Genomic DNA, 22,105 nt, shown 5'->3' with positions numbered 1-22,105 from the left:
CGAACCGCGCCCGATTTAAAGATTAGAAACGGAAAGTGGCGGTACCAACCACCTGACGGCCTGCGCCCCAGAAGCACCCGTAGGTTGCGAAGCAGCTGGCCACGTATTCACGATCCAACAGGTTATTCACGTTAATCGCCAGGCTTGAACCGTACAGACCAAACCGCCCCAGGTCATACTTCACCACGGCATCCATCACCGCAGCACTGCCAACCTTGAAGGTGTTAGCCGGATCGCCATAGCTGGAACCCACGAAGCGTCCACCCGCACCCAGGGTCAGGCCGCTGATGGCGCCGTTGTTGAAGGTGTAATCTCCCCACAGTGAAGCCATATGTTTTGGCACCTGTGGCGGCGTGGTGCCCTTCAGGGTGGTGTCTTTGGTGTATTCCGCTTCAGTGTAGGTATAAGACGCGGTCATATTGATGTTCTGGGTCAGCGCTGCTTTGCTTTCCAGTTCAACACCACGGGCGCGGATCTCACCTGACGGAACCTGATTCAATGCATTAGTCGGGTCAGTCGTGAGGTTATTGGTTTTGGTCAGCTGATAAACCGCACCGGTGACCACTATTGGCCGGTCTTTCGGCACGTATTTCACACCGGCTTCATATTGCTCACCTTTTGAAGGGGCATAAGCAACGCGCGGCTGGCTGAACAGGCTGAAGGCATTAGGCTCAAACGACTGGCTGTAGCTGAAGTAAGGGGTAATACCGTTATCGAACAGATAATTCACACCACCACGCCAGGTGAACTGACGATCCTTACGTTCGATATAACCGTTGTCACTGCGCACGGTAGTGGCCTGAGTTGACCAGTCGTAACGACCGCCCAGGGTAAAGACCCATTTATCCCACTCGGCCTGATCCTGAAGGTAAATCCCCGTCTGTTTAGATTCGTTCATCTGGTAAGGCGCTGCGCTCCCAAAATCGAAGTCGCTCATGCCTGGCAGGTTATTCAGATCCAGTGACGGAGCATAACCATACGACGCGAAGATATCGTTACGCATGCGGGAATAATCCACGCCGGTTAACAGGGTATGATCCATGTTTCCCGTCGCGAATTTGCTCTCCAGCTGGGTATCCACGCTGAAGTTTTGCAGGCGTTCATGATCAACAATGGTACCGCGGCCGAGATTATGCGACCGCTGTTCTGGCGTCAGAGCCTGACAGAAGGAATTGAAACCGTTCATGGAGTTATTGCACAACCCAGTGCCGTATACGCTCTGCTGAGCGGTTTTCATCTCTGCGTAACGCAGATTCTGACGCACGGTGAAAGTGTCATTGAAACCATGTTCAAACGTATAGCCGACCATCTTCTGGTTGCGGCTGTAAGTATTATTGCTGGCCCCTTCATTGAAGCTGGATGAAAGGTGTCCGCCATTCGGCAATGGTTCAACGGTCCCTTCTTTCGGCAACCAGCCGTAGTAGCCGGTTTCAGGTTCGTTCTGGAAATAGGAGAGGAAGGTAAAATTGGTCTTGTCGTCAGGGCGCCAGGTGAAAGAAGGCGCGATGGCATAACGCTGGCTTTCTGCATTGGTCTGCTGCTCGTTGGCAGAGCGGGCCAGACCGGTCAGGCGATAAGAGAACTCCCCGTCATCATCCAGCGCATCGCTGAAGTCAAAACCGGTTTGCATCAGATTGTCAGTGCCCATCTTGAACTGGATTTCGCGTAGCGGTTCCGTAGTCGGACGCTTGCTGACCATGGAGATGATACCGCCAGGACTGCTTTTCCCGTACAGAACCGATGTGGGGCCGCGCATCAGCTCAACACGCTCCAGCATATAAGGATCGATTACCGCATCATTATAAAAATCGCCCTGCAACTTCTGCCCGTCCAGATAGTTATTCTGGTTGAGGCCACGTGAAGAAAATCCGCGAATTACCACGAAGTCATAGGTATTGGAGGCACCACGACTGCTGATCGTTACGCCCGGCGTATAGCCCAGCGCCTGTTTAACAGAGGTAAACTGATGGGTATCCATCTCCTGGCGGGTCACGATCGAGACAGACTGCGGATTTTTTTCGATCGGGGTATCTGTTTTTGTACCGGTAGCACTGTGTTTAGCTGCGATAGTGGGGGCGGGTCCCCATGCGCTTTCCTGAGGTGCCGCGCTGTTTGCACTGGCATCAACGGTAATTGTTTCTTCACCAGCGGCAAAAGCTGAAGAAGAGAGAGTCATTGCAACAAGGATCGCCAGCCGACGCTTTGAGGTATTCACTGGCAAAGGAAAACGATCAAAAGACAAAGTAGTCATTTCACATTTCTCTGAATGAGATGATTAGAATGTAAACCTAAACGAGAATTATTATTATAACGATTGGATAATATGCGAAAGAATGGCGCTTCTGCAAGCGGAAATCCCGCGCCGGCTGGCCATCTGGCGCAGGAATAACCCGATGTAAAGTGTGGGAAATAAAGATGCCATCAGCTTGTTGCTGACAAGGATGATTTTGTTACTGTGCTGATCTTTGCCGCTGGATCCTTATTCTCACGGCAGAGATAAAAAAAGCCGGCTCATCAGAGCCGGCTTTTATACGGAAAAATCACTTTATGCTTTAAACAGCCTGAATCAATGTCCGTTACTTACCAAACATATCCTTGATCCAGCCTGCCACACCATCACTGTCTTTCTGCTCGTTCTGCTGTGGCTGTGGCTGCTGCTGAATTTCCTGTTGCTGCTGCTGTTGCAGTTGTTGCTGCTGCTGTTGCTGAACCTGCATCTGCTGCTGACAAAGCGCATCAGCATCGGTGGTCCAGACCGGCAAAGTCCGCCAGCTGCTGCTGCCCGTCCCGCAGACAAAGTTACCGGCAGAATCCACACTCATCGGCGCGATATCTTCCGGCGGAGTAGGCATCAGCGGCATCGGAGCCTGATTGTCCAGATAGCGACGGTAGATCTGCATTGCCCCGCTGGCACCATAAAGTTTGGTCGGCTGATTATTATCCCGACCGACCCAGGTGATAGCCACTTCTTTGCCATCCACACCGGCAAACCAGCTGTCGACCAGGTTGTTGGTGGTCCCTGTTTTACCGGCCAGATGCGCCTTAGGATAGCGTGCTCCCAACGCGCGGGCGGTGCCGTGATCGGCCACCTGCTGCATGGTGTACAACGTCAGGTAAGCGGCCTGAGCAGGAACGGCGCGCTCCGCCTGCGGGAAGCTCTGATACAGCACCGTGCCGTCTTCAGCAATCACCGAACGTAACGCTGAAAGAGGTGCCCGGTTACCCCCGCTGGCGATGGTCTGGAAGGCCTGCGCCACTTCAACCGGCGTCAGGTTCAGCGCGCCCAACAGCATCGCGGGAACTGGCTGAAGCTGATCTTTATTTACGCCCAGTTTGCTCCAGGTATCCACTACCTGTGGCAGTCCCAGCGTCATACCCAGGTTAACCGTTGGCACGTTCATTGAGTTAGTCAGCGCGTCCACCAGCATCACCTGACCGCTGAAACGTTTATCATCGTTCTGCGGTTTCCAGACCTGACCGTTCGGCTGTTTCAGCGCAATCGGGTTATCCGCAATCCAGGTGTTGAGACGATATTTGTCCGGCTGGCTCAGCGCGGTGAGATAGGTCGCAGGTTTTGCCAGAGAACCTATGGATCGACGGGCCTGCAATGCGCGGTTATAACCGGCAAACTGTGGATCGGCACCGCCCACCATGGCGCGGACTTCCCCACTGAAGCGGTCAACGACAACCATCGCCGTTTCCAGATCCTTCAGACCACGCTGTTTACGCAGGGTCGGAATGCCATCTTCAACGGATTTCTCGGCTGCATCCTGCGAAACAGAATCCAGCGTGGTGAAAATTTTCACACCAGAGAGATCTTTAACTTTATCGCCAAGCTTAGCCTGCAACTCGTTCCGCACCATCTGCATAAATGCAGGCTGTGGGGTGATCACTCCGCCCTTGGGCTGTACGCCCAGCGGACGTGCGCTGAGCATGTCGTACAGCTCCTGGTCGATCACCTGCTGCTGCTGCAACAGACGCAGCACCAGGTTACGACGTTCCAGAGAGAGTTTCGGGTTACGCCACGGGTTATAAAGTGAGGCCCCTTTCACCATGCCGACCAGCAGCGCCTGCTGATCCAGGCTCAGTTCATCAACCGGACGGCCAAAGTAGTAGAGGCTCGCCAGCGGGAAGCCGCGAATCTGATCGTTGCCTGCCTGCCCCAGATAGACTTCGTTCAGGTAGAGTTCCAGGATGCGATCTTTGCTGTAACGCGCATCCATGATCAGCGCCATATAGGCTTCATTAGCTTTACGCCACAGGGAGCGTTTGTTGGTCAGGAACAGGTTTTTCACCAGCTGCTGAGTCAGCGTACTGCCGCCCTGCACTGCTCTTCCGGCGGTAATGTTGGCAAGAAACGCACGGCCAATCGAATAAAGACTGATGCCGTCATGCTGATAGAAATGACGGTCTTCCGTCGCTACGAGAGTATCCACCAGCAGATCGGGGAAACCAGCACGAGGGACAAACAAACGCTGCTCGCCGTTTGGCGATTGCAGCATGGTGATCAGGCGCGGATCGAGACGGAAGAAGCCAAAATCACGGCCGCTGTCGAGGTTTTTGATCTCGCTCAGGGTGTCATCGCTAAAGCTCAGGCGGGCACGAATTTGCCCCTCTTTGCTGTCCGGGAAATCAAAAGGACGGCGGATCATCTCAATGCTGTTGGCCTGCACGGTAAATTCGCCAGGACGGGTCATCTTCGTCACTTCACGATACTGCGTGCCCTCAAGCAGAGCGATCATCTCTTTCTTGTTATAGGACATGCCCGGCTCAAGGTTGACCATACGGCCATACACTGTTGCCGGTAGCTGCCAGACTTTGCCATCGATACGGCTGCGGATCTGCGCATCGAGATAAACCCCATACACCACCATCACCACGATAAAGATCAGTAATAATTTAATGAGCAGGCTCAGCCAGCCTCTTTTCTTGCCTGGCGGACGCCCTTTCCCTTTACGTGGCACCGGTACTACCTCCTCGTTATCGTGGTCATCGTCCTGAATATCTTCAAAATCATCGTGCTCATCTTCCCTGCGGCGACCCCGGCCCGCCACTTTGCGCGGGGGTTTAGGGTTTTTTCCTTTGCGCCCAATGGGTTCGCGATCGTCTGACATGCGTTTCTTTTCTCCAGGAACTGCCGTCGGCAGGGCCGACTACTTTGTTCTTACTCAGTTAGCTTCGGAACGGGAACCTTCTGAAAGATATCACTCAGGAAGGCGCTGAATATTTTTTGGTGCGCCGGGTTGGCAGCGCAGTCGCCGGATCGTCCGGCCATGAGTGCTTTGGATAGCGTCCTTTCATCTCTTTCTGCACTTCGCGGTAAGCGCCCTGCCAGAACCCGGCCAGATCGCGGGTAATTTGCAGAGGCCGCTGTGCGGGTGAAAGCAACTCAAGGACCAGAGGGACGCGCCCACCCGCCACCGCGGGGTTTTTCGCTTCGCCGAACATCTCCTGCAGGCGAACCGCCAGCGCCGGGGGCTTTTCATCATCATAACGGATGGGGAGCCGGCTTCCGGTCGGCACAGTGTAATGAGTTGGCAGCACAGTATCCAGTTGCTGACGCTGTGACCATGTGAGCAATTGTAATAAAGCGCTGACAGCATCAAGCTGTTTCAGGCCTCTGGCATCGCGCACGCCGCTCATGGCGGGTAACAGCCACTTCTCCAGCGACGCCAGCAAATCGGCTTCAGCGGCTGAGGGCCACGACTCTTCCGGGAGCCACTGTTGAGCACAAACCAGACGGATACGCAGCTGTTCTGCCTGCGGCGTCCAGTTAAGCACCTCCAGCCCTTTGGTGCGGATCCACCGCAGCATCGCCGGATGCAGCTCCGCCTCATCAGGTTTGTTCAGCGGCTGAGATTTGATCACCAGCTCGCCAATCTGTTCACGCCGCCACGCCCTTAATGTCCCCCGCTCCTGATCCCATTCCACTTCTGTGCGTTGCTCAGAGAGCTGAGGGCACTGCCTGGTTAACTCCCCGATGTCGGCTGGTAAAGCCTGGAGAATACGCGCATCTGGTTGCGCACTGCCCTGAATCAATGCCGGAACAATCAGCCACTCATAGCGGGTCAGCGCTTCTTCACTCTCCAGCATTGCCCCCATGCCGTTAGCCAGTTGATAGCGGCCTTCAGCCCCCCGGCGGCGTGCAATCCTGTCGGGGAAAGCGCCCGCCAGCAACGGAGCAATCAGTTCACTGTCGGCCACGCCTCCCGTCACCTTCAGCCGCTTTTGCAACTGCATGGCACGCTTTTGCCAGTTTGGCTGACGGCGATGGAAACTGTCCCGCAGATCGCTGCTGCCCCGTGCCGGTTCCTCCAGCATCGCCACCAGCAGTGCTGCTGTCGCCACAGCATCGGCCTCCTGACCGGCACCGATCAGCATCGCAGCAAAACGCGGCTCGCTGCCCAGGCTGGCCATATGCCTTCCTTTAGCGGTCAGCATACCTGCATTGTCGACAGCGCCCAGCCGCAACAGCAACTGTTTTGCCTGCCGGAGATTATGCTCCGGTGGCGTGTCCAGCCACGTCAACTGGCTGACGTCGCGGCATCCCCACAGCAGTAAATCCAGCCACAGTGAGGCCAAATCACTGTGCAGGATCTCCGCCTCCGCATGACTGGTTGCGCGTTCGGCCTGATCTTTAGCGGTGAGATGCAGGCAGATACCCGGCTCAAGACGGCCCGCCCGCCCGGCTCTCTGCGTCATGGAAGCCTGGCTGACGCGCTGCGTAATCAGCCGGGTCAGGCCGGTGCGGGTGTCAAATAATCCGGTTCTTTCCAGCGCCGCATCCACCACCAGCCGGATACCTTCAATCGTCAGGCTGGTCTCGGCAATATTGGTTGCCAGCACCACCTTACGTCGGCCTGGGGCTGCGGGGAGAATAGCCTTGCGCTGTTCTGTCAGCGGCAACGCGCCATATAAAGGACAGAGATCGATATCGCTGCCGATCATCGCGGCAAGTTGAGTTTGCACCCGCTGAATCTCGCCAACGCCGGGCAGGAACAACAGCAGGGAGCCGCTCTCTTCACGCAGAAGCTGGCTGACCTGCCGGGCCACGGCTTCATCAAAGCGATAATTTGTGGCTAAAGAGGCGTAACGTCGTTCAACCGGGAAAGAGCGTCCTTCGGAGCAAATCACCGGCGCATCTGGCAATAAAGCCTGCAACCGCTGGTTGTCCAGCGTGGCGGACATCAGCAGAATTTTAAGGTCATCCCGCAGCCCCTGCTGCACATCCAGCAGCAATGCCAGCGCCAGATCGGCCTGCAAACTGCGTTCGTGGAATTCATCCAGGATCACCAGCGAGACGCCCTCCAGCATGGGATCCTGTTGCAGCATGCGCGTCAGTATCCCTTCAGTCACCACTTCCAGCCGGGTTGCCGGTCCGACTCGGCTTTCTGAACGCATGCGATAACCAACGGTTTCACCCGGCTGCTGACCAAGCAGCTCCGCCAGCCGTTGCGCGACATTACGGGCCGCCAGACGCCGCGGCTCCAGTAAAAGAATGCGGCCCTGGAAATCAGGCTGTTGCAAAATTTGCAACGGAAGCCAGGTAGACTTACCTGCGCCGGTAGGTGCCGCCAGCAGCACCTGCTTTGATCCCCGCAGGGCTGACAGCAGGTCAGGCAACACTACGCTTACCGGTAATGAACTCACGTTTTTGCTCCAGAACATCATGGTCTTAACAGGACAGGCATTGTAGCATCCCTGTTTCTGGAAAACCGGAGAGCACCATGAGTGAGCATAAAAGGCTTTTCTTCGGCATCAGTTTGCCGGAAGAGAGCAGGCAGAGCGTCATTCAGTGGCGGGCAGCCACCTTTCCTGAAGCAGCCGGACGTCCGGTAGCCTCGGGAAATTTGCATCTGACGCTGGCGTTCCTCGGCGATATCAGCGAAGAAAAAGCGCGGGCCCTGAAACAGCTTGCAGGGCGAATCCAACAGCGTGCTTTCACACTGACCCTGGATGATGCCGGCCACTGGCCCCGTTCTGGCGTGGTCTGGCTGGGGCCAAAACAGGCGCCTCGCGGGCTGTTACAGCTGGCTGAGCTGTTGCGATCGCAGGCCGCCCGAAGTGGCTGCTATCAAAGTCCCCTGCCTTTTCATCCGCATGTCACATTACTGCGTAACGCTACGCAGCCGGTCTCGTTACCGCCGAGGAATTTCCGCTGGCAGTTTCGTGTTGAGCGCTTTGCGCTGTTTCAGTCCCTTTACGCCAGGGGCAGTACGCGTTATCAGCAGCTTGCAGACTGGGCACTTTTACAGGAAACACCATGAAGTTTATGCCTGCGCTGCATCCGGCAACGCTGATTAAGCGTTACAAACGTTTTCTGGCCGATGTAATCACGCCAGAAGGCGAAACGCTGACCATTCATTGTGCCAATACCGGGGCAATGACCGGCTGTGCTACCCCTGGCGACACCGTGTGGTACTCCACGTCAGACAGTCTGACGCGAAAATACCCGCACAGCTGGGAGCTTACGCAAACGCAGCAGGGCGACTGGATTTGTGTGAATACCTTACGGGCCAACAGCTTAGTTAAAGAGGCGTTTTCCCTGGGAGTGATTCCAGAATTTTCCGGTTACAGCGATATACGCGCTGAGGTCAAATACGGCGCAGAAAAAAGCCGCATCGACTTTCTGTTGCAGGCGGATGACCGGGTAAACTGCTATATTGAAGTCAAATCCGTGACGCTGTTACAGCAAGGAAAAGGGTATTTTCCGGATGCGGTAACCGAACGGGGCCAAAAACACCTTCGCGAACTGGCGAAGATTTCTGAAAATGGCGAACGTGCGGTTCTGTTTTTTGCCGTTCTGCACTCGGGGATTGAGGACGTTTCCCCGGCGCGCCATATAGACGCACGTTACGCAGAACTACTGGCACAGGCTCAGCAGAGCGGGGTTGAAGTGCTTTGCTACAAAGCGCAGTTATCCCCGGATGAAATGTTATTGAAAAAGCCTTTGGTTGTGGAGTTGTAAAGTAAGGCGCAATTTGCTGTTATAAGCGAGCCCGTAGGGGCGCCCAAATACGCTTTTACTCACAGGCTTGTCAAGGCATGTTCAGGAATAATTGCCAACCTTGATCGCTTCTGCTATTTATAGCGACCTGTTTTTATCCCCACTGGGGATCGATAGTGCGTGTTATCCAGGAGAAACAACATGCAAGAAGGGCAAACCCGTAAAACCTCGTCCCTGAGTATTCTCGCCATCGCTGGGGTGGAGCCATACCAAGAGAAGCCGGGCGAAGAGTACATGAATGAAGCCCAGCTGGAGCATTTCAAGAAGATCCTTGAAGCCTGGCGTAACCAGCTTCGGGATGAAGTTGATCGCACGGTATCTCATATGCAAGATGAAGCCGCCAACTTCCCCGATCCGGTTGACCGCGCTGCACAGGAAGAGGAATTTAGCCTTGAACTGCGTAACCGCGACCGCGAGCGCAAGCTGATCAAGAAGATCGAGAAGACGCTGAAGAAAGTGGAAGATGACGATTTCGGCTACTGCGAGTCCTGTGGCGTTGAAATCGGTATCCGTCGCCTTGAAGCACGTCCTACCGCCGATCTTTGCATCGACTGTAAAACGCTGGCGGAAATCCGCGAAAAACAAATGGCCGGTTAATGGTCATTGGATTGTGCAGTGAGGCAGGTCAACAACCCGCTTCACTGCCGGTCTCTACTACGATGTCATCTTCTTATATTGGGCGTTTTGCCCCCTCCCCCTCTGGCGTTTTGCATTTTGGCTCCCTGATTGCTGCTTTGGGCAGTTTTCTGCAGGCCCGTGCCCGGCATGGAAAATGGCTGGTGCGTATCGAGGATATCGATCCCCCTCGTGAAGTGTCAGGAGCCGCTAAGCATATCCTTCAGCAGCTTGAACAGCATGGTCTTGCATGGGACGGCGACGTGCTGTGGCAATCGGCACGACATCAGGCCTACCGTGATGCCCTGCTCTGGCTTAAAGATCGCGGCCACAGCTATTACTGTACCTGCACGCGAAGCCGTATCCAGCAGCTGGGGGGATTTTACGATGGTCACTGCCGGAACAGACAGATTGGCCCGGAAAATGCAGCAGTACGCTTACGAGTAGACCAGCCTGTTCAGCGTTTTCAGGATGCTCTACGGGGTGAAGTGAGTGCGAACCCCGGACTGGCCGCCGAAGATTTCATTATTCATCGCCGGGATGGGCTGTTTGCCTATAACCTGGCGGTAGTGGTTGACGATCGTTATCAGGGCATTACGGAAGTGGTCAGGGGCGCGGATCTGATTGAGCCAACGGTCAGACAGATTGCCCTTTTTAAGCAATTCGGCTGGCCTGTCCCGGCTTATCTCCATTTACCGCTGGTGATGGGGCCCGACGGCAATAAGCTGTCAAAACAGAACCATGCTGCCCCCTTGCCCACCGGGGATGCACGCCCTGCCATAGTGCAGGCATTACATTTTCTGGGTCAGCCGGTCAGTGAAGGCTGGCAGGATCGGTCGCTGTCTGCGTTAATACAGCAGGCCATTATTCACTGGGATGTGGCTAAAATCCCGCGTCAGGACGCCCTGCAGAAAGATGAGCATTCTCAAACGGGCTTCACTGAGCTATGATTAGCCGCTGTTTTTTATCGCTAAGCGTAAATGTCACTATCGAGGTGTCCCATTTTTACCCGAGTTGCTAATTTTTGCCGAAAAGTTTTGAGTCGCGAAGACGAGGCGCCCGCAGAGGTCGGTGAAGTGCATCAGATGATCATCACTCCTCGCGATCGTCATAATATCTCGCGTAAAGACATCAGTGAAAATGCCCTCAAGGTGTTGTATCGCCTGAATAAAGCCGGTTACGAAGCCTATCTGGTAGGCGGGGGTGTCCGCGACTTACTGCTGGGTAAAAAACCGAAAGATTTTGATGTCACCACCAACGCCACGCCGGAGCAGATGCGTAAACTGTTCCGTAACTGCCGTCTGGTTGGCCGTCGCTTCCGTCTGGCGCACGTCATGTTTGGCCCGGAAATTATCGAGGTTGCCACCTTCCGTGGACATCACGAAGCCGAACAAATCGTTGAGGATCGTAACAGTTCCCAGCGTGGCCAGAACGGGATGCTGCTGCGCGACAATATTTTCGGCACCCTCGAAGACGATGCCCAGCGCCGCGATCTCACCATCAACAGCCTTTATTACAGCGTGGCGGACTTCACCGTGCGCGATCATGTTGGCGGTCTGAACGACCTCCAGCAGGGCATCGTACGCCTGATTGGCGATCCGGAAACGCGCTACCGTGAAGATCCGGTGCGGATGCTGCGTGTGGTTCGCTTCGCGGCCAAGCTGGATATGTCAGTTGCAGCTGAAACGGCTGAGCCGATCCCGCGTCTTGCTACGCTGCTGCATGACATCCCGCCTGCCCGTCTGTTTGAAGAGACCCTCAAGCTGCTCCAGGCTGGCTACGGATACAGCACCTATCTGCAACTGCGTGAATATCAACTGTTCCAGCCGCTGTTCCCCACCATCAGCCGTTACTTTACGGAAAAAGGTGACAGCAATATGGAGCGGATGATCGTTCAGGTGCTGAAAAACACCGATCATCGCATTCACAATGATATGCGCGTCAATCCGGCCTTCCTGTTCTCAGCAATGTTCTGGTATCCGCAGCTTGAAGCGGCGCAGAAAATTGCTCAGGAGAGCGGTCTGGCTTACTACGATGCTTTTGCTCTGGCGATGAATGACGTGCTGGATGAAGCCTGCCGTTCGCTGGCCATTCCAAAACGCATTACCACGCTGGTTCGCGATATCTGGCAGCTGCAGCTTCGCCTCTCCCGCCGGCATGGCAAACGTGCGTGGAAGCTGATGGAGCATCCTAAATTCCGCGCCGCCTATGACCTGCTGGCCCTGCGTGCGGAAGTGGAAAATAATCAGGAATTGTTGAAGCTGACCGCCTGGTGGAACGACTTCCAGGTTTCTGCGCCCCCGCAGCAGAAAACGATGCTGAACACCTTAGGTGACGATCCGGTTCCACGCCGCCGCACCCGCCGCCCGCGCAAGCGCGTTCCCGGCCCACGCCGTGATGGTAGCAACAGCAACGCATGACCCGCGTTTATCTCGCGTTAGGCAGCAATCTTGCCAATCCATTGCATCAGGTGCAGGCCGCACTTGATGCAATGGCTGCTATCCCGCAGACCACGCTGGTAGCCACCTCTTCGTTTTACCGCACGCCGCCTTATGGCCCGCCCGACCAGCCCGATTATCTCAACGCTGCCGTAGCGCTGGAAACCACACTAACGCCGGAAGCCTTACTGGATCAGACTCAGCGCATTGAGCTTGAACAGGGTCGCGTACGGAAAGATCATCGCTGGGGGCCGCGCACGCTGGATCTCGATATCATGCTGTTTGGCGATCTTACGCTGAACACGCCACGCCTGATCGTTCCCCATTACGACATCGCCAATCGCGCTTTTATGCTGGTTCCCTTGCTGGACATCGCCCCGGCCATCACCTTCCCTGACGGAACCCCGGCGGCTGAGATGCTCGCCCGCCTGGATGCGAGTGCCATTCAGCGCTGGTAGTGCAAACCCCCTTCCCTTCCATTAAGATACGCCCATCAGAACACGCTTACAGAGGTTGCGATGAAACCGACAACGGTCTCTACCCTTCGCCAGTGGAAAAAGAGCGGGCGGAAATTTGCTTCGATTACCGCCTATGATTTCAGCTTTGCCCGCCTGTTCGCCGATGAGGGCATCCAGGTGATGCTGGTGGGCGATTCACTGGGCATGGTGGTTCAGGGGCATGATTCCACCCTGCCTGTAACCCTGGCAGACATTGTTTACCACACTCAGACGGTTCGCCGTGGCGCGCCCTCTGCGATGCTGCTCTCCGATCTGCCATTTATGACTTACGCCACCCCAGAGCAAACCTTTGACAGTGCGGCACAACTGATGCGTGCCGGAGCCAACATGGTCAAACTGGAAGGCGGAAAGTGGCTGGCGGAAACGGTGAAACAGTTAACCGAACGTGCAGTGCCTGTGTGTGGGCATCTGGGTCTGACGCCGCAGTCCGTGAACATCTTCGGCGGCTACAAGGTTCAGGGCCGGGACAGCGAAGCCGCAGAGCTGCTGCTGGCCGATGCGCTGGCGCTGGAAGCGGCAGGTGCCCAAATGATGGTGCTGGAATGCGTGCCTGTTGCGCTGGCGGAGCGAATTACTCAGGCACTGGCCATCCCGGTGATTGGGATTGGTGCGGGCAATGTTACCGATGGTCAGATTCTGGTCATGCACGATGCATTCGGCATTACCGGCGGCCACATCCCCAAATTTGCGAAAAATTTCCTCACGGAAACGGGCGATATTCGCGCCGCCGTCAGGCAGTATGTTGCGGAAGTCGAAGCGGGTAGTTACCCGGCCGAAGAACACAGTTTTCACTAATACAGGAGAAGGTCTGTGCTGATTATTGAAACCCTGCCAATGCTGCGTCGTGAGATACGTCGCTGGCGGCAGGACGGAAAACGTATTGCGCTGGTTCCTACCATGGGCAACCTGCATGACGGGCATATGACGCTGGTGGATGAAGCCCGCGAGCAGGCGGACATTGTGGTGGTGTCGATCTTTGTTAATCCGATGCAGTTTGAACGCCCGGATGACCTGGCTCGTTACCCCCGCACCCTGCAGGAAGATTGCGAAAAGTTGAACCGTCGCAAAGTCGATCTGGTCTTTTCACCGGCACCGGGGGATGTTTACCCGAAAGGCCTGAGCGAGCAGACCTTTGTCGATGTTCCTGGCCTTTCCAGCCTGCTTGAAGGCGCCAGCCGCCCCGGACATTTCCGCGGCGTGTCGACTATCGTCAGCAAGCTCTTTAACCTCGTTCAGCCGGACATGGCCTTCTTCGGCGAGAAGGACTACCAGCAGCTGGCGCTGATCCGCAAAATGGTGGCGGACATGGGCTATGATATCAGCATCATCGGCGTGCCCACCGTCCGGGCTAAAGATGGCCTGGCGCTGAGTTCACGCAATGGCTATCTCACCGCTGAAGAACGCAAGCTTGCGCCAGTGCTGAGCAAGGTGATGAACAACATGGCTGAGCGACTCTCCAACGGTGAGCGCCATGTGGATGAGATTGTGGCCGATGCCAATGCGGCACTCTCTGTTAAGGGACTACAGCCCGATGGTCTGGCGATTTGCGATGCCGACACGCTGTTGCCGCTTAACGTGGACAGCCAGCGCGCCGTGATCCTCATGGCTGCCTGGCTGGGTAAAGCGAGATTGATTGATAATCAGCAAGTTGATCTGACGCAGTAATCCTTCACGCTCAGGAAATTCTGGGCTGTTTTTTTCCGGGAAAGGTAACAAGGTTATGAACCGTACTATGCTGCAGGGCAAGCTTCACCGGGTTAAAGTGACCCAGGCGGATCTCAATTATGAAGGTTCCTGCGCCATCGATCAGGATTTCCTCGACGCTTCCGGCATTCTGCAATATGAAGCGATCGACATCTATAACGTCAACAACGGCCAGCGTTTTTCCACCTATGCCATTGCGGCAGAGCGCGGATCTAAAATCATCTCCGTGAACGGTGCAGCGGCTCGCTGCGCCTGCGAAGGCGATCTTTTGATTATCTGTTCTTACGTCGAAATGCCGGATGCCCAGGCGCGGGAATGGCAGCCAAAAGTGGCCTACTTTGAAGGCGACAATCAGATGAAACGTCTGGCAAAAGCGGTTCCTGTTCAGGTTGCCTGACCGGCATTGCTTCAGATACGAAAAAGGGCCGATTATATCGGCCCTTTTTTATTGCTGGCTTAAAGGCGCTGTTGTCAGCCCTTCATTTCCAGAATTACTGCGCCATAACCGGACTTTTTGACGAAGGTTTCTTCATCGTAAACAGGAAGTTCAGCATGCCACGCTTGCGTAACAAGCAGATAGTAAGCGGAAGCAGCAGAGCGCACAGGAAAGCCGCAATAAATTTGAGGTCATTCATATAAACATTGTCGCTGGTAAATTTCACCGCTTTGGCAAAGACCTGAATAGCCAGGTAATGTGAGAGATAAAAGACGATGGAATTCACCCCAACGAAATGTACCAGCTTCACATTAGTATGCAGCGCTACAAAGATAAATAGCGGAATTGAGCAGAGTGCCAGCGGAGCAAGGAACTGCCACGAAATCTTCTCATCCAGCATAAAATTCAGCGCAGACAGGGCGATAAAGCACAGCAGCGACGGCAGCAGTACAGAAGCCTTGCCGATCGCTGACGGAATATCCATCTGCCGGCGCACCAGTAAGTCCCCAAGGTAAAAGAACGGGAACAGGTAGAACGCACGGTTGATGTGGCCATTATCAAAACTTGAGAAGACGCTACCCTCAGGAATTTCCGGGATAACATAGCTGAGAATCAAGGCAGCCGGGATAACAATATAGAAAGGAATTTTACGAACCAGTGGCACGACCAGGAAGAAAATAAATAACGAGTGCAGGAACCAGGTTATATCTCCGCCGCCGCTTAAGTGCGAAACAATAATATTGGCCGGAGACTGAGGATTGTTAGAAACTGAATTAAATAGCAGTTTAAGACCACCATAAATTCCAACCCAGATAATGAAAGGGTAGAGGATGCTTTTTACTTTATTTTTATAAAAGAGGTTTAATCCTCTTTTTAATCCACTTTCTACAAAAAGTCCGGAAACAAAGAACATCAGGCCAAGCCTGACAGGTTCCAGCAGATGGTTTACAACACTGGTCACTGCGGTAAGATGCCCGGCATTGCCGTTCACAGCAATGGTGCTGTGCAAAAAAATAACGGCGAGCACGCTCATCCCACGCAGGTTATCAACCCACGTTAGTCTGTTCATCTGATTATCCCATGCCAAAAATTAAAAGAGTAAAAACGATCCCCCGGTCGGGAAAGATATATTTATAACCCCGGATATATACAGGTTCCGACCGGGAGAAATCATTATACACATCCCTAAATCTTAGGAAATAGCTCAGGACTCTGTAAGGATATAATTAAGATTTAACTTAATTTAAATAAGGATCCCGCGCAAATTTCTAAGAGAAATCCTATTAATAAATGGGTTTAAGTAAATCTGATATTTAGGAAAAGGGATGAAGATTTTAAAAGAGTGGCCAGTCAGACGTAGCCTGAAGTTAAACCTGGCAGGTTAGTGGTGAGTGTTTTTAAAGGGTTAGAGAGCATGAAGCGATAAGGCAGAGCGGGTGGAAGATGGCTAAAGCCATCCCTCCCATTACGAGAGGGATTTCGGGAAGCGTTACGTCCGCAGACCTCTGCCGCGCTGGATAAGCATCCAGACGAGCAGGTAAAACACCACTATAAAGGCGACCAGCACCGTCAGGGTGAACACCAGGGGAACGTCAGAGATGCCCAGGAAGCCGTAACGGAAGCCGCTGATCATATAAACGATCGGGTTCAGTTTGGAGACCATCTGCCAGACCGGTGGCAACAGCGTCAGCGAGTAAAAAACCCCACCGAGATAGGTTAACGGCGTCAGCACAAAAGTGGGGATCAGGCTGATGTCATCAAACGTCCGGGCAAAAACAGCATTCAGTAAACCCGCCAGTGAGAACAGGATCGCCGTCAACAGCAGCGTAACAGCGACCATCAGCCAGGAGTGAACATGGAAAGGCACGAAGAACAATGAAATTGCCGTGACCAGCACACCAACGCAGACGCCACGCGCCACGCCGCCGCCAACATAACCCGCAATGATCACATGGGTCGGCACCGGTGCCACCAGCAGTTCTTCAATGTTGCGCTGGAACTTGGCGCTGAAGAATGAAGAAGCCACGTTGGCATAGGCATTGGTGATCACCGCCATCATGATCAGACCGGGCACGATAAACTGCATATAAGAGAAGCCATGCATCTCGCCAATGCGCGAACCAATCAGGTTGCCGAAAATGATGAAGTACAACGTCATGGTGATCACCGGCGGCACCAGCGTCTGGATCCAGATTCTGGCGAAACGATTGATCTCTTTGCCCCAGATACTCTTCAGGGCGACCCAGTATAAATGTGTCATGCTTTCTCTCCTTTGCGACCGTTTACCAGGTCTACAAACAGCTCCTCAAGGCGGTTAGCCTTGTTGCGCATACTCAATACCTGTACACCCTGATGGCTGAGCTGCCTGAACACGCTGTTCAGACCCTGCTCACGCAGCACTTCCACTTCCAGCGTTGAGGTATCAACCAGGCGATACTGGAACCCTTCAAGCTGCGGCAGCGGGCTTTTTGGCGCAAGGTCGAGGATAAAAGTTTCGGATTTGAGCTTGGATAGCAGCCCTTTCATCGAGGTGTTTTCTACCAGCTCACCGTGCTGAATAATGCCAATATTGCGGCAAAGCATTTCAGCTTCTTCCAGATAGTGCGTGGTCAGAATAATGGTGGTGCCTTTGGCATTCAGATCCTGCAGGAAGGTCCACATCGAGCGGCGCAGCTCAATATCCACACCCGCCGTTGGCTCATCCAGAATCAGCAGTTTTGGCTCATGCATCAAGGCACGGGCGATCATCAGACGGCGCTTCATCCCGCCTGAGAGCATGCGGGCGCGTTCATTCCGCTTTTCCCACAGATCCAGCTGCTTCAGATATTTTTCAGCGCGTTTAACCGCTTCTGCTTTCTCAACGCCATACAAGCCGGCCTGAGCAACCACAATTTGCATCACGGTTTCAAACTGGTTGAAGTTAAATTCCTGTGGAACCAACCCTAGCTGGCGTTTGGCATTGACCACGTCCTGCTGAAGATCGTAGCCAAAGACGCGCACCTTACCGGTGGTTTTATTAACCAGCGAGCTGATAATGCCGATGGTGGTTGATTTACCGGCCCCGTTCGGGCCAAGTAGCGCGTAGAAGTCACCGGCTTCCACATTAAGATCAATTCCCTTGAGGGCCTGAACGCCGCCAGCATAGGTTTTGGTCAGTTTTTCAAGTTCCAGTGCATAAGTCATAGGTAAAAGAGTGCCCTGTTTTGTGTGGTTGTATGTTAACCGTTTTAAAACACGTCCCGTTGGCCTATATTGTTGCCACGCATTTTGAGTATTGGCCGACACAACTATGAAAGATATTGATACTCTGATCAGCAATAACCGCGAGTGGTCCAGACTGCTGAGAGAGGAAGATCCTGGCTTTTTTGAGCGCCTTGCTCTGGCACAAAAACCCCGTTTTCTCTGGATTGGCTGCTCTGACAGTCGTGTGCCTGCGGAACGTCTGACCGGCCTCGATCCCGGGGAACTTTTCGTTCACCGTAACGTGGCCAATCTCGTCATCCACACGGATTTAAACTGCCTCTCCGTAGTGCAGTACGCTGTTGAAGTGTTGGAAGTGGAACACATCATCATTTGCGGTCACTATGGCTGTGGTGGCGTGCAGGCTGCTGTAGAGAATCCGGAGCTTGGCCTGATTGACAACTGGCTGCTGCATATCCGCGATCTGTGGTACAAGCATAGTTCGTTACTGGGTGAACTGCCGCCAGAAAAGCGCTTCGACAAACTGTGTGAAATCAACGTGATTGAGCAGGTGTATAACCTGGGCCACTCGACCATCATGCAGTCTGCCTGGAAACGCGGTCAGAAGGTGACTGTCCACGGCTGGGTTTACGGAATTCAGGATGGCTATCTGCGGGATCTGGAAGTGACCGCGACTAACCGTGAAATCCTGGAGCAGCGCTACCGGCACGGTATTGCCAATCTGCTCAACGACCTGGAAAGCCCCAACTAAAGGCGACGCATCATATAACAGGCCGGAAAGTCCGGCCTTAGTCGTTTGTGCTGTGAATCGCCCCGTTTATCCTGCCTGTTCGTCCAGCATAACCACTTTGCCAACATAGGGCAGATGGCGATAGCGCTGAGCATAATCAATGCCATACCCCACCACAAACTCATCAGGGATGGTGAAGCCCACGTACTCCACGGGCACTTCCACTTCACGGCGTTCCGGCTTATCCAGCAGCGTACAAATCGCCAGAGATTTCGGCTGACGCAGGCTCAGAATTTCCCGCACTTTACTCAGCGTATTGCCCGAATCGATGATGTCCTCAACGATCAGGACATCTTTGCCGCGAATATCTTCATCCAGATCTTTCAGGATTTTGACATCCCGGGTGGTGGACATGCCGCTGCCATAGCTGGAAGCCGTCATAAAATCGACTTCATGTGACACCTCAATTTTACGGCACAGATCCGCCATAAACATAAAGGAGCCACGCAGCAGGCCAACCAGCACCATGTCGCTGCCGCTGTCGCGGTACTGTTCGGTAATCTGCTGGCCCAGCTCAGCAATACGTTCAGCGATCTCAGTCTCGGAGATCATCACTTCTACGGTATGTTTCATAACTTTTTGTCGATCTTGATGGCTTAAAGTAAGCAGCGAAGTCTACCACATCTCTGCCTGATATTTCCCGTTGTTGCGCAAGTCAGATCGCTGAGCCGCATACAGACGTACAGACTTCCATAGAGTCATTATGCGATATTTAATCATGCAAAATGTTTTAACCATAGAACGATAATTCATTTATAAGCCGTGTTGTGCGGGTGATAACCTAAGCTGAATTTACCCCCTTCAGCATGCCCTGACGGCAGGAGACAGCATGGCCTCTCATCCTTCTAAAAAAACGCATATTGGCAATCGTGAACTACAACCTGAAACGCAGATGCTCAACTACGGTTACGACCCCGGGCTGTCAGAAGGCGCGGTAAAACCGCCGGTTTTTCTGACCTCTACCTTTGTATTTAAAACCGCTGAAGAAGGGCGTGACTTTTTTGACTATGTCTCCGGCCGTAAAGAGCCGCCCGCAGGCGAAGGCAATGGCCTGGTCTATTCCCGTTTCAATCACCCTAACAGCGAAATTGTTGAAGACCGGCTCGCAATTTATGAACGGACCGAAAGTGCTGCGCTGTTCTCTTCAGGGATGTCGGCCATCTCCACCGCGCTTCTGACCTTTGCCGAACCGGGTGACGCCATACTTCACTCACAGCCCCTGTATGGCGGTACTGAAACTCTGCTAAGCAAAACATTCAGCAGGCTGAAGATCACTGCGGTGGGATTTTCTGATGGACTGAACGAAGCCACTGTTCAGGCAGCAGCCAGTGAGGCGATGAAGCAAGGGCGCCTGTCCGTGATCCTGATTGAATCCCCTGCTAACCCCACTAACAGCCTGGTCGATATCGCCCTGATTAAACGCGTAGCGGATGTTATTGAGAAACAGCAACAGCATCGCCCCATTATTGCCTGCGATAATACGTTGCTGGGGCCGGTCTTTCAGCGCCCGATTGAGCATGGTGCCGATCTGTCGCTCTATTCGCTGACCAAGTACGTTGGAGGGCATTCAGATCTGATTGCCGGGGCAGTGATGGGGAGCAAAAAGCTCGTTAAGCAGATTAAGGCCCTGCGCAGTGCGATAGGTACCCAGCTTGACCCTCATTCCAGTTGGATGATTGGGCGATCGCTGGAAACGCTGGCGCTGAGAATGGAGCGGGCCAATGATAATGCAGAGGCCGTTGCCGCATTTCTGCGGGGACACGCGAAGATTGAGAAGCTGCATGCTTTATCGCTCCTTGAGGCTGACTCGCCAGAGGGGCAGACATTTGCCAGACAATGCAGCGGTGCCGGTTCTACTTTTTCATTTGATGTGGTGGGCGGTCAGGCAGCCGCCTTCAGGCTGTTAAACACGCTGCAACTGTTCAAGCTGGCCGTCAGCCTGGGCGGTACAGAATCCCTGGCGAGCCATCCAGCCAGCACCACGCATTCCGGCGTGCCTGCTGATGTCCGTGCGCGAATTGGCATCAGCGAAGCAACCGTGCGTGTCTCAATCGGCATTGAGAACAGAGAAGATCTGATTGAGGATTTAAGACTGGCGCTTGCGGCTCTTTAACTGGCCGTTTTGCTGCGTAATTTTTTTGCAATGAACTGAAACGTTGAAACAGACAGCCAGTAGGCTGCCGGGATTAGGCGTTTCTTCATCAACAATTTTTTTGCATAGTGGAAGGATTCAAAAGCTTTTTTTGGCATCTCGAAGGGCACATCTTTCCACGGAGATTTTTTATACATATCAATGTATTTCTTGTTGTAGCCAGACTCTTCAATCGACACGCTCCAGGGCTTCGTCTGACCGGCGTAATGAATGAAAATCGGCGCCTTATTGGTACTTTTATTCTTGGGAATGAAGTTAAACTCCGGCCCCATAAAATAGACCTCATTGTCCAGAATGATGTTCAGGCAGTCCTGGTCCGGAAAGGTGTATTTTTTATCTTTGATTTTGACGAAAAACTGCTCTGTTACCTGATGATCGACCCAGGCCTGGGTATTGATTAGCATCACGCCCGAATTGAAATAGCGCTTTTCTTTGCTCAATCCCAGATATGACAGGTACTCAGAATTCATCCCCTTATCCTGCACTGCCGCAATGGTATAGTCAGCCATGTTGATTTCTGACAAGGGTGAGAGGCTGCCATCACAGACAATATCGCAGTCCAGATACAGTAGCTGGCTGACTTCCTGATGCAGGATATTTGAAGCCACGATCCGATAGTAAATTGATTTAGGATAAAAATCATAAACCTGTAATCCGTCAAAGACATTGTTATTCAGCAGATAAACTATCACGCTGACGTTGGGATGACGGGTAAAGAAAGATGCCGGAAAGAGATCGTTATACTCATCGGTAAAAAGATGAAAGGTGATATTCAGTGCCGGGTTTTTATCAATGATCGAGAAAATGCACACGCCACAATAAGTCAGGTAACGTTTATCCGTAGTAAAGAGGATATGAATATCTGCATCAATAAATCCGCCTGCCGTATAAGCAATTTTTTCTTTTACCAGGTCATGAGCATTCATCTGATTGGTCAGCTTTTGTAACAATGAGATAATTCAACTTATTGCCGGGTTTGAATGGAGTCAAGAGAATACCAGGCCATCGGGAAGGCTTTTAACGTTGCATATAGGATAAATCGCAGCTAATCCCGGCCATTAATTCAGGCTGGCATGACTTATTAACTTTATTCAGCGCACTGACGTAAAAGAATAAAAGCAATATCAACAAACAGTTAAGTGGAGAATTAATCCCATTTTTAACTTTATATTCATCAGTTTATTCTTAACCATTAATACATGGTCTTAATTAAAATAATAAAATAACTCTGAGTTAATTAGGAA

The 22,105-nt window shown here is 53.2% G+C and carries 19 protein-coding genes; 11 read left to right on the top strand and 8 right to left on the bottom strand.

The window, feature by feature from the left end:
• Positions 1-22: 22 nt before the first annotated feature.
• The 3 genes from fhuA to hrpB all read right to left on the bottom strand — a co-directional run bounded on the left by fhuA (position 23) and on the right by hrpB (position 7,671).
• Positions 23-2,251, bottom strand: a complete 2,229-nt coding sequence (fhuA, locus tag VRC33_RS04355) for a ferrichrome porin FhuA (RefSeq protein WP_338561228.1) — start codon at positions 2,249-2,251, stop codon at positions 23-25.
• 325 nt (positions 2,252-2,576) lie between these two features.
• Positions 2,577-5,114: a bifunctional glycosyl transferase/transpeptidase gene (gene mrcB, locus VRC33_RS04350; RefSeq protein WP_338561225.1), complete on the bottom strand. Its 2,538-nt coding sequence runs from the start codon at positions 5,112-5,114 to the stop codon at positions 2,577-2,579.
• Between the two features lie 94 nt (positions 5,115-5,208).
• Positions 5,209-7,671 carry an ATP-dependent helicase HrpB gene (gene hrpB / locus VRC33_RS04345; protein WP_338576907.1) on the bottom strand — a complete coding sequence of 821 codons (2,463 nt, stop codon included), beginning with the start codon at positions 7,669-7,671 and terminating at the stop codon, positions 5,209-5,211.
• A 56-nt stretch (positions 7,672-7,727) separates the two neighbouring features.
• Here hrpB and thpR point away from each other — a divergent pair, with 56 nt between their 5' ends.
• The 9 genes from thpR to panD all read left to right on the top strand — a co-directional run bounded on the left by thpR (position 7,728) and on the right by panD (position 14,679).
• Positions 7,728-8,267: an RNA 2',3'-cyclic phosphodiesterase gene (gene thpR, locus VRC33_RS04340; protein WP_338561223.1), complete on the top strand. Its 540-nt coding sequence runs from the start codon at positions 7,728-7,730 to the stop codon at positions 8,265-8,267.
• Complete coding sequence (gene sfsA, locus VRC33_RS04335) at positions 8,264-8,968, top strand: DNA/RNA nuclease SfsA (protein WP_338561221.1); 705 nt, start codon at positions 8,264-8,266, stop codon at positions 8,966-8,968. Before thpR ends, sfsA begins: the two co-directional genes overlap by 4 nt.
• Positions 8,969-9,148: 180 nt before the next feature.
• Entirely contained in the window at positions 9,149-9,604 is a 456-nt protein-coding gene (gene dksA, locus VRC33_RS04330) for an RNA polymerase-binding protein DksA (protein ID WP_034937242.1), read from the top strand.
• A 62-nt stretch (positions 9,605-9,666) separates the two neighbouring features.
• The gene (gluQRS, locus tag VRC33_RS04325; RefSeq protein ID WP_338567516.1) at positions 9,667-10,572 is read left to right on the top strand and encodes a tRNA glutamyl-Q(34) synthetase GluQRS; all 906 of its coding nucleotides are present in this window, start codon (positions 9,667-9,669) and stop codon (positions 10,570-10,572) included.
• Positions 10,573-10,623: 51 nt separating this feature from the next.
• Complete coding sequence (gene pcnB, locus VRC33_RS04320) at positions 10,624-12,042, top strand: polynucleotide adenylyltransferase PcnB (protein ID WP_338564041.1); 1,419 nt, start codon at positions 10,624-10,626, stop codon at positions 12,040-12,042.
• Positions 12,039-12,518, top strand: a complete 480-nt coding sequence (folK, locus tag VRC33_RS04315) for a 2-amino-4-hydroxy-6-hydroxymethyldihydropteridine diphosphokinase (protein ID WP_338561214.1) — start codon at positions 12,039-12,041, stop codon at positions 12,516-12,518. Before pcnB ends, folK begins: the two co-directional genes overlap by 4 nt.
• 60 nt (positions 12,519-12,578) lie before the next feature.
• On the top strand, positions 12,579-13,373 hold the full coding sequence (gene panB / locus VRC33_RS04310; RefSeq protein ID WP_338561212.1) for a 3-methyl-2-oxobutanoate hydroxymethyltransferase: 795 nt from the start codon (positions 12,579-12,581) through the stop codon (positions 13,371-13,373).
• 15 nt (positions 13,374-13,388) lie between these two features.
• Complete coding sequence (gene panC / locus VRC33_RS04305; protein ID WP_338561210.1) at positions 13,389-14,243, top strand: pantoate--beta-alanine ligase; 855 nt, start codon at positions 13,389-13,391, stop codon at positions 14,241-14,243.
• A gap of 55 nt (positions 14,244-14,298) precedes the next feature.
• A complete protein-coding gene (gene panD, locus VRC33_RS04300; RefSeq protein ID WP_338561207.1) occupies positions 14,299-14,679 on the top strand; it encodes an aspartate 1-decarboxylase in 381 nt (126 codons plus the stop codon).
• A gap of 94 nt (positions 14,680-14,773) precedes the next feature.
• Here panD and VRC33_RS04295 read toward each other — a convergent pair whose 3' ends face one another.
• From VRC33_RS04295 to VRC33_RS04285, 3 genes are all read right to left on the bottom strand, one after another.
• Positions 14,774-15,787, bottom strand: coding sequence for an acyltransferase (locus VRC33_RS04295; protein WP_338561204.1), 1,014 nt, complete (start codon positions 15,785-15,787; stop codon positions 14,774-14,776).
• Between the two features lie 420 nt (positions 15,788-16,207).
• Complete coding sequence (locus VRC33_RS04290; protein ID WP_338561202.1) at positions 16,208-16,978, bottom strand: ABC transporter permease; 771 nt, start codon at positions 16,976-16,978, stop codon at positions 16,208-16,210.
• Positions 16,975-17,901, bottom strand: a complete 927-nt coding sequence (locus VRC33_RS04285; RefSeq protein ID WP_338561200.1) for an ABC transporter ATP-binding protein — start codon at positions 17,899-17,901, stop codon at positions 16,975-16,977. The genes VRC33_RS04290 and VRC33_RS04285 overlap by 4 nt, the downstream gene beginning before the upstream one ends.
• A 106-nt stretch (positions 17,902-18,007) precedes the next feature.
• Between VRC33_RS04285 and can the strand changes: the two genes are divergently transcribed.
• The gene (gene can, locus VRC33_RS04280) at positions 18,008-18,670 is read left to right on the top strand and encodes a carbonate dehydratase (protein ID WP_338561198.1); all 663 of its coding nucleotides are present in this window, start codon (positions 18,008-18,010) and stop codon (positions 18,668-18,670) included.
• 66 nt (positions 18,671-18,736) lie between these two features.
• On the opposite strand, the gene hpt is transcribed toward can, so the two are convergent.
• Positions 18,737-19,282 (bottom strand): hypoxanthine phosphoribosyltransferase, encoded by a 546-nt coding sequence (hpt, locus tag VRC33_RS04275; protein WP_338561195.1) that lies wholly within the window; start codon positions 19,280-19,282, stop codon positions 18,737-18,739.
• 256 nt (positions 19,283-19,538) lie between these two features.
• Here hpt and VRC33_RS04270 point away from each other — a divergent pair, with 256 nt between their 5' ends.
• A complete protein-coding gene (locus VRC33_RS04270) occupies positions 19,539-20,822 on the top strand; it encodes a cystathionine gamma-synthase family protein (protein ID WP_338561193.1) in 1,284 nt (427 codons plus the stop codon).
• Here VRC33_RS04270 and VRC33_RS04265 read toward each other — a convergent pair.
• A complete protein-coding gene (locus VRC33_RS04265) occupies positions 20,819-21,787 on the bottom strand; it encodes a glycosyltransferase (RefSeq protein WP_338561191.1) in 969 nt (322 codons plus the stop codon). The genes VRC33_RS04270 and VRC33_RS04265 overlap by 4 nt on opposite strands.
• Positions 21,788-22,105 lie beyond the last annotated feature (318 nt).

The organism is Erwinia sp. E_sp_B01_1, from assembly GCF_036865545.1.
Lineage (GTDB): Bacteria > Pseudomonadota > Gammaproteobacteria > Enterobacterales > Enterobacteriaceae > Erwinia.
This window is presented reverse-complemented; position numbering and strand designations above follow the sequence as displayed.